This window comes from Streptomyces yangpuensis (genome assembly GCF_024666385.1).
GTDB classification, from domain to species: Bacteria; Actinomycetota; Actinomycetes; order Streptomycetales; family Streptomycetaceae; genus Streptomyces; species Streptomyces yangpuensis.
The window spans coordinates 4,629,026-4,640,372 of record NZ_CP102514.1; the positions used below are offsets into that span (position 1 = coordinate 4,629,026).

At 71.1% G+C, this 11,347-nt stretch carries 7 protein-coding genes; 6 read left to right on the forward strand and 1 reads right to left on the reverse strand.

Going from position 1 to position 11,347, the window contains the following annotated elements:
- Window positions 1-295: 295 nt before the first annotated feature.
- Together NRK68_RS21305 and NRK68_RS21310 are read left to right on the forward strand one after the other, a co-directional pair.
- Window positions 296-2,383, forward strand: coding sequence for a HelD family protein (locus NRK68_RS21305; protein WP_257856439.1), 2,088 nt, complete (start codon window positions 296-298; stop codon window positions 2,381-2,383).
- A gap of 203 nt (window positions 2,384-2,586) precedes the next feature.
- Window positions 2,587-3,480, forward strand: a complete 894-nt coding sequence (locus NRK68_RS21310; protein ID WP_257856440.1) for a DMT family transporter — start codon at window positions 2,587-2,589, stop codon at window positions 3,478-3,480.
- Between the two features lie 346 nt (window positions 3,481-3,826).
- Here NRK68_RS21310 and NRK68_RS21315 read toward each other — a convergent pair whose 3' ends face one another.
- On the reverse strand, window positions 3,827-4,393 hold the full coding sequence (locus NRK68_RS21315; protein WP_257856441.1) for a Uma2 family endonuclease: 567 nt from the start codon (window positions 4,391-4,393) through the stop codon (window positions 3,827-3,829).
- 230 nt (window positions 4,394-4,623) lie between these two features.
- Here NRK68_RS21315 and NRK68_RS21320 point away from each other — a divergent pair, with 230 nt between their 5' ends.
- From NRK68_RS21320 to NRK68_RS21335, 4 genes are all read left to right on the forward strand, one after another.
- A complete protein-coding gene (locus NRK68_RS21320; RefSeq protein ID WP_257856442.1) occupies window positions 4,624-6,690 on the forward strand; it encodes a thioredoxin domain-containing protein in 2,067 nt (688 codons plus the stop codon).
- Window positions 6,691-6,941: 251 nt separating this feature from the next.
- Window positions 6,942-8,255: a glycosyltransferase gene (locus NRK68_RS21325; protein WP_183066791.1), complete on the forward strand. Its 1,314-nt coding sequence runs from the start codon at window positions 6,942-6,944 to the stop codon at window positions 8,253-8,255.
- 275 nt (window positions 8,256-8,530) lie between these two features.
- Entirely contained in the window at window positions 8,531-10,078 is a 1,548-nt protein-coding gene (locus NRK68_RS21330) for an ArnT family glycosyltransferase (protein ID WP_257857899.1), read from the forward strand.
- Window positions 10,079-10,084: 6 nt separating this feature from the next.
- Window positions 10,085-11,284 carry a glycosyltransferase gene (locus tag NRK68_RS21335; RefSeq protein ID WP_183066790.1) on the forward strand — a complete coding sequence of 400 codons (1,200 nt, stop codon included), beginning with the start codon at window positions 10,085-10,087 and terminating at the stop codon, window positions 11,282-11,284.
- Window positions 11,285-11,347: the final 63 nt, after the last annotated feature.

Here is an 11,347-nt window from a genome sequence, read left to right on the forward strand (position 1 = left end):
GAGGCGGTATGACGCTACGAGGGTTCCGGTGCAGGCGCTGCGCGCAGGGGAGGTGCCGCCGCAGAGCGCCGGGCCGCGCGGCTCCGGGAGGCCGAGTGCGGAGGCATGAAACCGCCCGGTCCGCACATTCGTCAGGGACATAAAAATTCGCGGTCCGCAAATCCGGTAGAGGCATGCAATGTGTTCGTCCGCAATGGCTTTTGCGGGAAAAATGGGAGCTTGACAGTGTTGTGGGGCCTGCCTATATTCCAGTCGGTCGAGTTCCGGTTGTGCGATATCCGAAGGTGTTTTGGCCATGCCTCCTGCGTTACCGAAAGTCCAGGCAGTGTCTGCGCTCGAATTGGAGCGCGACTACGTTTCCTCCTTGTACGCACTGCTCGCCGAGCGAATTTCCGAGGCGCGAGCACATCGAGCGAGCGTGCTGAAGACCCCGGCGGACAGCGCCCGTGAGGCATACGAGAGGGAATTCGCCGCCGAACGTCTGGCCAAGGAGATCGGCCGGCTGGAGGGCGCCGAACAGGGCCTGGTCTTCGGGCGCATCGACCGGACGGACGGCACGGCCCTGCGCATCGGGCGGATCGGACTGCACACGGAAGAGGCGGACCTGCCCCTGCTCGTGGACTGGCGCGCCGACGCGGCACGGCCCTTCTACGAGGCGACACCGGTCCATCCGATGGACCTGCGGCGGCGCCGACACCTGCGCCTGGAGGACCGCACCGTCGTCTCGGTCAGCGACGAACTGCTGGACGGGACCGCCCCGACCGACGAAGACGTCGTGGGGGACGGCCCGTTGACCGAGGCTCTGTCGGCACGGCGTACGGGCAGGATGCACGCGGCCGTCGCGACGCTGCAGGCCGAGCAGGACGAGATCGTCCGCTCCGCCCACCGAGGGGTGACCGTGGTGCAGGGCGGACCCGGCACCGGCAAGACGGTGGTCGCCCTGCACCGGGCGGCCTACGTCCTGTACGCGTTCCCGCGCGCCGCGGAGCAGGGCGTCCTGGTGGTGGGCCCGAACTCCCGGTTCATCGACTACATCTCCCAGGTCCTTCCTTCGCTCGGAGAGAACGACGTCGTTCTGACCACCTGCCGGGAACTGACCGGAGTGTCCGTGGACACGGTGGGTCCGTTCGACACGGCCCGCCTCAAGGGCAGTTCCGGCCTCGCCGACGCCCTGGCCGGCCTGCTGCGCGTCCACCAGGCCCCCGCCGGTGACTTCACCGTGCGGGTCGGACGGGAACTGGTTCACCTCTCCGGCGAGGAAGTCGCCATGGCGCGCGACGCCGCCGTGGCAGCCGTTGCGGGGCACAACCCCGCGCGCCAGGTGTTCAAAGACCTCCTGGTCGACGCCGTCACCGACACGATGCAACGAGACATGGGCGACCTGCTGGAGCAGATCGACGCTGATGCCGAAAGGATGACGGGCCTCGACCTCGACCGGTTCACGGGAGCCGCCCAGCGCCGTGTCGAAGGGGCGGCCGACCCGGGCCCGGCCCACGAGCTGGACCTGGACGCCCTGCGAGCCGGTCTGCTCGACGACGCCGGCGTCGACGCAGCGGTCGAGACGTTGTGGCCCCGGCTGTTACCCGGTGACCTCGTGAAGGCGCTCCTGACGAATGCCGACGCTCTCGCCGAGCACCTGCCCCGCCTGACCGCGCAGGAGCGGCCGCTTCTGCTGCGCGGTCCGGACGACCCGTGGACCGATGCCGACGTGCCGTTGCTGGACGAGGCGGCGAGCCTGGTCGACGGCCCGCCCGAGCGGACGTACGGGCACGTCGTCGTCGACGAGGCGCAGGAACTGACCGCCATGCAGTGGCGGATGATCGTCCGCCGCTGCCCGTCGAGGGCGATGACGCTGGTGGGCGACTTCGCCCAGGCGGGCCCGGTCGCGACGGCACGCGACTGGAAGGAAGCGCTGAGCCCCCACGTCGGAGCGCGGTTCAAGCTGCACAACCTGACCGTCAGCTATCGCACGACGCAGGAGATCCTGGAGAGCGTCCGGGACCTGCTCACGCGGATCGACCCGGACCAGAAGCCCACACGGTCACTGCGAAGCGGTGAGAGCCCCCGCACCGTGACCACACATCCGGACGAGTTGGTCACTGCCGTCGTGCGGGAACTGCGTGCCCAGAGCACCGCACACCCGGGCGAGCTGCTGGGAGTGGTCTGCGCGGACACCAGGGTCGGCGAGCTGACCGCCCAGGGCATCGCCGACCACGCACGCATCGTGCCGGCGTCCGAAGCACGGGGCCTCGAATTCGACGGAGTCGTCGTCGTGAACCCCGAGGAAATCATCACGACCCGCCCAGGTGGGGAAAGGGACCTGTACGTTGCCCTGACCCGGGCGACCAAGCGCCTCTGCACCATCACCGTCCAGCCGGGCTGATGGCTCGGCGCCCGCGGCGCCGCCGCGGGCCCGTCAAGGTACGCAGCGGGGGCATGGTCGCGAGCAGCTGGGGGCACGGCGGCCGGGCCCAGCCTTCGCCACGGCCGTACGGCAACAGAACTGACGCGCCGGCGGAGTGGTCTGGCGCCGGGGCAGGGTGTGTACCACCGCAGGCCCGGGTCCGCCGCGGCTACGGTGATCCGGTGCAGCGCACCCCGGACCGCCTGACCCCTGCCGCCTTCGCCGCTACCGCGGTTCTGGCGGGTGGCAACGCGGTCGGCGTCCGTTTCAGCAACCGCGAACTCGATCCGCTGTGGGGCGCGGCCGTGCGCTTCGGCGCCGCCGCACTGGTGCTGCTGGCCATCATGGTGCTACGGAGGCTGGCGTTTCCGCGCGGCAGGGCGCTGGCCGGGGCCGTGCTTTTCGGCGTACTCAACTTCGGCGTCACCTTCGCACTCGCCTACTACGCGCTGGTCCGTATCCACGCCGGACTCGGCCAGACCATTCTGTCCCTGGTCCCGCTGGCGACCCTGCTGCTGGCAGTGGCCCAGCGCGTGGAGCCGTTCCGATGGATGGCGGCGGTCGGCACCGTCCTCGCCACGGCCGGGGTCGCCGTCATCTCCAGGGCGCCGCTCCAGGGCTCCATGCCCCTGCTGTCCTTTCTCGCGATCCTGGGGAGCGTGCTGGCGTTCGCCCAGTCCCTCGTACTGGTGCGGCGGCTGCCGAAGGTGCATCCGGTGACGATGAACGCGGTGGGCATGACCGCCGCCGCCGTCCTGCTCTTCGCGGGCTCCCTCGCGGCCGGCGACACCTGGCGGCTGCCGGACCGCCCGGCGACCTGGTGGGCCCTCGGCTATCTCGTCGTGGGAGGCTCCGTACTGACCTTCGTCCTCTATCTGTTCGTGGTCGGCCGCTGGGGCGCGTCCAGGGCCGCGTACATGTTCGTCATCACCCCGATCGTGACGATCATGCTGTCGGCCTGGCTCGACGACGAACCCCTCACGGCCTCCCTGCTGCTCGGCGCCCCCCTGATCCTGATGGGGGTGTACCTCGGAGCGCTCCGCAGGCACGGTACGCCTGGGGCCGACCGGCCCTGAGCGTCACGGTCCCCTTCGCGGGCATGGTCCCCATCCGGCGGCGTAAGACGGACGAGCACGGCAATCCCTTGGGCGGGTGGGAGGGGTACGGCGAGCTCCTGCGCAACGAGAAAGGTGAAGTCGTCATGCGCGGCAGGGGGTTGTGACGCCGGGCGAATGGTTCAAGATCAAGGCACTCATCGCCGAACGGACCGATGAACGGTGGGCGAAGGGGAAACTTCCCTCCGGACCGCCTACGACGGGTCCGGGCCGAGCTGCGGGTCGATGCCCAGAGGCCCCCGGTTGCGGACATGTCTTCGCCGACAGGACGCCGGAGGCGCCGAGGGCGCGGACGATTCCTCGCTGCTCACAGGGACCCAAGGTCGACCGTGACAGGGAAGGGCGCGGTGGCCTTCACGGTGCCGGTGAACACCTCGCCGTCCCGGTAGGCCCTGTTGGCTGGGTCGAGGACGTAGGTGTAGACGATCGGAACGCCGGTGGCGGACTGCTCGATGCGCCAGTAGAAGGGGATGCCGGCTTTGGCGTATTGGTCCACCTTCACGATCCGGTCGGTGGTCTCTGACCCCGGGGACACGACCTCGACGACCAGGAGCACGTGCTCGGGACGGGTGGGCGTGAGGTCGATGGTCTCCGCCCGGTAGACGGTGACGTCCGGTCGGCGGTTGGTGAGCGGCACGTCCTGCAAGCGGACGTCGAAGTCTGTGTCAGCGTTCCAGTCCGGGCCCGCGGCGGCGTCCAGGGCGTTGGCCAGGAGCCGAGCCAGCCGGTTGTGCCGCTTGGAGGCGCTCGGGGTCACGACGACCATCCCGTCCACGATCTCGATGCCGGCGCACTGCTCCTCGGACCAGGAGTCGTACTGCTCCGCGCTGATCTGCGAGTGCATCCACGCGGGCGCCACCATCTCGGCGGTCATGGGGTACCTCCTTCGAGGATGCGGTGCTGCTGGACTCAGCGTACTGCCCGCTTCCAGGCGGGCACCGGCTTTGGGTCGGGGCAGAACCTTCAGCGTCCGCAGGGCGACCAGGGGGCAAAGGGGTGATCCGCATTGACCGCGTGATGGCGCATGAGTGCAAATCGGCCAAGTAGGGCGAGGGCTTGCGGGCCGAACCGGCAGGGCCGTGTCGGCGTGAGAGGCTGGGTCGTATGAACCGGTTGGCTGGTATGACCTCGCCTTATCTGCTTCAGCACGCGGACAATCCGGTCGACTGGTGGCCGTGGGAGCCCGAGGCGTTCGAGGAAGCCCGACGGCGCAATGTGCCCGTTCTGTTGTCGGTCGGTTACTCGGCGTGCCACTGGTGCCATGTGATGGCGCATGAGTCGTTCGAGGACGAGCTGACCGCCGGCTACATGAACGAACACTTCGTCAACATCAAGGTGGACCGGGAAGAGCGGCCCGATGTCGACGCCGTCTATATGGAGGCCGTGCAGGCCGCCACCGGGCAGGGTGGGTGGCCCATGACCGTCTTCCTCACCGCGGACGCGGAGCCGTTCTACTTCGGGACCTACTTCCCGCCCGAGCCGCGGCACGGGATGCCCTCCTTCATGCAGGTGCTCGAAGGCGTGCGGGCCGCCTGGGTGGGGCGGCCCGAGGAGGTGGCCGAGGTCGCGCAGAAGATCGTGCGGGACCTCGCCGGGCGGCAGCTGGACTACGGGAAGGCCGGGACCCCGGGGCCGGAGGAGCTCGCGCAGGCGCTGCTCGGGCTGACCCGCGAGTACGACGCCACGCGCGGCGGGTTCGGCGGGGCGCCGAAGTTCCCGCCGTCCATGGTGCTGGAGTTCCTGCTGCGCCACCATGCGCGCACCGGGTCCGAGGGCGCGCTGCAGATGGCCGCCGACACCTGTGAGGCGATGGCCCGCGGCGGGATCTACGACCAGCTCGGGGGCGGGTTCGCGCGGTACTCCGTGGACCGGGAGTGGGTGGTGCCGCACTTCGAGAAGATGCTCTACGACAACGCCCTGCTCTGCCGGGTCTACGCCCACCTGTGGCGGGCCACCGGTTCGGAGCTGGCGCGGCGGGTCGCGCTGGAGACCGCCGACTTCATGGTCCGGGAGCTGCGGACCGCCGAGGGCGGCTTCGCCTCGGCCCTCGACGCCGACAGCGAGGATCCGCTGACCGGGAAGCACGCGGAGGGCGCGTACTACGCCTGGACGCCCGCGCAGCTGCGGGAGGTGCTGGGGGAGGGCGACGGGGAGCTCGCCGCCGGGTACTTCGGGGTGACGCAGGAGGGGACCTTCGAGCACGGCGCGTCGGTGCTCCAGCTGCCGCAGGACGGGCCGGCGGTGGACGCGGAGCGGATCGCCGGGATCAGGGCGCGGCTGCTGGCCGCGCGGGCGGAGCGCCCGGCGCCCGGCAGGGACGACAAGGTCGTCGCCGCGTGGAACGGTCTGGCGATCGCCGCGCTGGCCGAGTGCGGGGCGTACTTCGAGCGGCCCGACCTGGTGGAGCGGGCGACCGAGGCCGCCGATCTGCTGGTACGGGTGCACTTCGACGCGGCCGCCGGCCGGGCCCCGCGGCTCGCGCGGACCAGCAAGGACGGCCATGTCGGCGCCAACGCCGGCGTGCTGGAGGACTACGGCGATGTCGCGGAGGGCTTCCTCGCGCTGGCGTCGGTGACCGGTGAGGGGGTCTGGCTGGAGTTCGCCGGGTTCCTGGTGGACCTGGTCCTGGACCGGTTCACCGCCGAGGACGGGTCGCTGTACGACACGGCGCACGATGCGGAGAAGCTGATCCGGCGGCCCCAGGATCCGACCGACACGGCCGCGCCCTCCGGGTGGACGGCCGCCGCGGGCGCGTTGCTCTCGTACGCGGCGCACACCGGGTCCGAGGCGCACCGTACGGCGGCGGAGCGGGCGCTGGGGGTGGTGGCGGCGCTGGGTCCGCGCGTGCCGCGTTTCATCGGGCACGGGCTGTCGGTCGCCGAGGCGCTGCTGGACGGGCCGCGTGAGGTGGCGGTGGTCGGGCATCCGGAGGATCCGGCGCGGGCGGCGCTCCACCGGGCGGCGTTGCTGGGGACGGCTCCCGGTGCGGTGGTGGCGGTCGGTCTGCCGCAGCCGGCGGAGGGCGGGGGCGAGGGGGAGTTCCCGCTTCTGGCCGAGCGCACACTCGTGCGCGACCTTCCGACGGCGTATGTGTGTCGACATTTCGTCTGCGCGCGGCCTACGACGGACCCGGTCGAGCTGGGGGAGCAGTTGGGTGCGGTTCGTCCCTGAAGTGCCTGGAGTGCCGCCAATTCCGTTTGTGGATATGTCGATTCTGAAACACGCACTTCATCGACACTGAGGCTGGAAGTCATGTTCACTGCCTAGTCTCATGTCTTCGGGATCCACCGAGACGGCGCGCTGGGGGGTGCGTCCGGGGGGAAGTGGGGAAGCGGGGCGGCGGCGGGCCGGGGGGCCTGCCGCGAGTCTCCGGGGGGTTTTCTGATCGCCGCCTGGGGGGCGGCGGGTCTGTGGGGGGCCTTTTGTACACGTCTGTGTTCATTGCTGCGATTTCACTGGCGCTCTTCTGGATGGCCGCGTTCACGCTCTGGTGGCAGATGCACGCGTGGCGGACCCCCGAGACGCTGGCCTCCACGCGCTTCGACCGTCCCGACGGGGAGGGGCGCCTGGCCTTCTCGCTGCTGTTGCCGGCCCGCCACGAGCAGGCGGTGCTGGAGCACACCATCGACCGGCTGCTGGAATCGAGTCACACCGACTACGAGATCATCGTGATCGTCGGGCACGACGACCCCGAGACCACGGCCGTCGCCGAGCGGGCAGCGGCCCGCGAGCCGGCCCGGGTGCGGGTGGTCGTCGACCACCACGAGACGAAGAACAAGCCGAAGGCCCTCAACACGGCCCTGCCGTCCTGCCGCGGTGACATCGTCGGGGTCTTCGACGCCGAGGACCAGGTCCATCCCGAGCTGCTGGCCCATGTCGACCATGCCTTCCGTGCCACCGGAGCCGACGTGGTCCAGGGCGGGGTGCAGCTGATCAACTTCCACTCCAGCTGGTACAGCCTGCGCAACTGCCTGGAGTACTTCTTCTGGTTCCGCTCCCGGCTGCACCTGCATGCCGAGAAGGGCTTCATCCCGCTGGGCGGAAACACCGTCTTCGTCCGCACCGAGGTGCTGCGCGAGGCGGGCGGCTGGGACCAGAACTGCCTGGCCGAGGACTGCGACCTCGGGGTGCGGCTGTCGTCGGTCGGCAAGAAGGTCGTCGTCGCCTACGACTCCGACATGGTGACCCGTGAGGAGACGCCCGGCTCGCTGGTGAGCCTGCTCAAGCAGCGCACCCGCTGGAACCAGGGGTTCCTCCAGGTGTACCGGAAGAAGGACTGGCGGCAGCTGCCCGGCCGGGGCCAGCGCTGGCTCGCCCGCTACACGCTGATGACGCCGTTCATGCAGGCCGCCTCGGGTGTGATCATCCCGGTCAACTTCGCCGTCGCGGTCTTCCTCGACGTACCGGTGGGCATCGCGATCATCACCTTCCTGCCCATGATCACGGCGATGGTGACCTTCGTCTTCGAGATCGTCGGCCTGCACGACTTCGGCCGGCAGTACGGCCTGCGCGTGCGCTTCGTGCACTACGTCAAGCTCGTCCTCGGCGGCCCGTTCTACCAAGTGATGCTCGCGGGCGCCGCGATCCGTGCCGTCTGGCGCGAGCAGCGCGGCCGCAACGAGTGGGAGCTGACCAGCCACACCGGCGCCCATCTGACAACCGTCCCGGCCGTCTCCGCATCTGCCTCTTCCGCCTCCTCCACCGATGCCGCGATCCGAGAGGACAGCCGCCCGTGACCGCCACCCTGCCCACGGCCACTGCCCCCGGAACCGGACCCGGGCCCGGCACCGGGACCGAAACCGGACCCGGGACCGAGACCGGCACCGGACCCGGGACCGAGACCGGCACCGGACCCGGGACCGAGACCGGCACCGGACCCGGGACCGAGACCGGCACCGGACCCGGACCCGGACCCGGACCCGGACCCGGGACCGAGACCCCGGCCGGCCCCGCCCGGCTCACCCCGGCCGGCGGGCTCGGCCGCCGCCCGGCCCCGCCCGTCCGCCCGCTCGTGCGCTTCCGCTCCTCCCGCCCCGACCTGCTGCTGTGCGGGGCCCTGCTGCTCGTGATCGTCGCCGTCCAGGGCTGGAACATCACCAACTTCCCGACCCTGAGCGACGACGAGGGCACCTATCTGGCCCAGGCGTGGGCGGTCCAGCAGGGCGAGGGCCTGGCCCACTACACGTACTGGTACGACCATCCGCCGCTCGGCTGGATCCAGGTGGCGGCCCTGACGTACCTGCCATCGCTGCTCGTCCCGGAGTGGATGACCGTCGCACCGATGCGGTTCTCGATGCTCGTGGTGTCCGCCTCCTCCTCGGTGCTGCTGTACGTGCTGGCGCGCCGGCTGTGGCTGCCGCGCTGGGCGGCCGGGCTCGCGATGGCGCTGTTCGGGCTCTCGCCGCTGTCCGTGGTCCTGCAGCGGGAGATCTTCCTCGACAACATCGCGGTGATGTGGATGCTGCTGGCGTTCTGCCTCGCCGCGTCGCCCAGGCGCCACCTGTGGCACCACTTCGCCTCCGGGCTGGCCGCCGCCACCGCCGTCCTCACCAAGGAGACGATGCTGGTGGTGCTCCCGGCGCTGCTGGTGACGATGTGGCGACACAGCCACCGCGACACCCGGAAGTTCGCCGTCACCGGTGCCGTGACCGCCTGTGCGCTGATCGGCCTGTCGTACCCGCTCTACGCCCTGCTCAACGGCGAGCTGCTGCCCGGCTCCGGCCATGTCTCGCTCATCGACGCCATCACCTACCAGATGGGCCGCGAGGGGTCCGGCTTCATCCTCACGCCGGGCTCCGGCTCGAACGGCGTGTTCCGGTCCTGGCTGTACTACGACACCGTCCTCCCGCTCGGCGGCCTGGCCGGCGCCGTCCTGCTGATCGTCACCGTCCGCCGGTCGGTCACCGCCCGCGCGCTGGCCGGCCCGGCGCTCGCCGCCGTCCTCCTCGCCGTCGTCGCGCTGCGGCCCTCCGGCTACCTGCCGGCGATGTACGTGATCCAGGCGCTGCCGTTCCTCGCCCTGGTCCTGGCGGGCGGCGCGGCCAGCGTCACGCACGCCGTGCTGCGCCGCCGCCGCGCCGCGGGCGGGCGCGGGCCGGGGCTGTGGGTGCGCCGGGCGGTGCTCGGCGTACTGGCCGTGTCGGCCGCGGTGTACGTGCTGCCGCGCTGGTACGAGGGGAACCGCACCGCGCTCACGGTCGACGCGAACGCCCCGTACCGGCAGGCCGCGGCGTGGCTCGGCCGTGAGGTCGCCGATCCGGCGGGCACGCGGGTGCTGCTCGACGACGCGCTCTGGCTGGACGCCGTGCACCACGGCTTCGAGCCGGGGCCGGGCGCCATCTGGTTCTACAAGGCCGACCTGGACCCTGCCGTCACCAGGACCCTGCCGGGCGGCTGGCGGGACATCGACTACGTGGTGTCCTCGCCCACGGTGCGCCGTGACGCGGTGGACCTGCCCACGGTGAAGGCGGCGCTGGAGCATTCGACCGTGGTGGCCGTCTTCGGTTCGGGTGAGGACCGCATAGAGATACGCCGCACCGACCGCGAGAGTGGGAGCTGAGCCGCCATGAGCGAGGACGTGTGGTCCCCCGGCGCCCCGGTGGCCCCGGTCGGTGCGGAGCGAGGCGCTCCGCACGGTGCGGCCGGCAGCGTCACCCTGATCATCCCGACTTTCAACGAGGCCGGGAACGTGGCCGAGTTGCTGCGCAGGCTCGGCCGGGCAATCCCCGGTGACCTGCCGTGCGAGGTGCTGTTCGTGGACGACTCCACGGACGACACCCCCGCCGTCGTCGAGAAGGCCGCCGCCGACCACCCCTTCCCGGTGTCGGTGCTGCACCGGGAAGTGGCCGAGGGCGGCCTCGGCGGGGCGGTCGTCGAGGGGATCCGGCGGGCGGGCAGCGACTGGATCGTCGTGATGGACGCCGACCTGCAGCATCCGCCGCACCTGGTTCCGGAGCTCGTCGGCGAGGGCGAGCGCACCGGCGCCGATCTCGTGGTCGCCTCCCGCTACGTCAGCGGCGGCAGCCGGGCCGGGCTCGCCGGGAGCTACCGCGTCGCGGTGTCGCGCGCCGCGACGTGGCTGGCCAAGGGGCTCTTCCCGCGTGCGCTGCGCGGGATCAGCGATCCGATGAGCGGGTTCTTCGCGATGCGCCGCTCGGCGGTGACCGACGGGGCACTGAGGCCGCTCGGCTACAAGATCCTGCTGGAGCTGGCGGTGCGCTGCCGTCCGGCCCCGGTGGCGGAGGTGCCGTTCGTCTTCCAGGAGCGCTTCGCGGGGGAATCGAAGTCCACGGCCCGTGAGGGCCTGCGGTTCCTGGCGCACCTCGCCTCGCTGCGGTCCGCGGCCCCGCTCGCGCGCATGATCGGCTTCGGGCTGATCGGTCTCACCGGCTTCGTGCCGAACCTGTTGGCGCTGTGGCTGCTCACCGGCGCGGGGATGCACTACCTGCCGGCGGAGATCGTCGCGAACCAGGCCGGGGTGCTGTGGAACTTCGTCCTCATCGAGGTCCTGCTCTTCCGTGAGCGGCGCAGACACCGGCACTGGGCGGACCGGGTGGGCCGGTTCGCGCTGCTCGCCAACGCCGATCTGCTGCTGCGGATCCCGCTGATCGCGGTGTTCGTCGCCCAGCTGGGCATGGGGGTGCTGCCCGCCACCGCACTCGCGCTGGTGACCACCTTCGTGCTGCGGTTCGCCGCCACCGAGGCCCTGGTCTATCTGCCGCGCCGTACGTCCCCGGCCGAGCCGGGGCGCCACACCAGGAGTTGAGCCGCCCCTGAGTTGAGCCGTACCAGGAGTTGAGCCGCACCACAGATCGAGCCGCACAGAAAG

Bases quoted from the DNA above. Each gene is read 5' to 3' on its own strand.
- NRK68_RS21320 (WP_257856442.1), top strand. From the start codon at position 4,624: ATGAACCGGTTGGCTGGTATGACCTCGCCTTATCTGCTTCAGCACGCG.
- NRK68_RS21335 (WP_183066790.1), top strand. From the start codon at position 10,085: ATGAGCGAGGACGTGTGGTCCCCCGGCGCCCCGGTGGCCCCGGTCGGT.
- NRK68_RS21315 (WP_257856441.1), bottom strand. From the start codon at position 4,393: ATGACCGCCGAGATGGTGGCGCCCGCGTGGATGCACTCGCAGATCAGC.
- NRK68_RS21305 (WP_257856439.1), top strand. From the start codon at position 296: ATGCCTCCTGCGTTACCGAAAGTCCAGGCAGTGTCTGCGCTCGAATTG.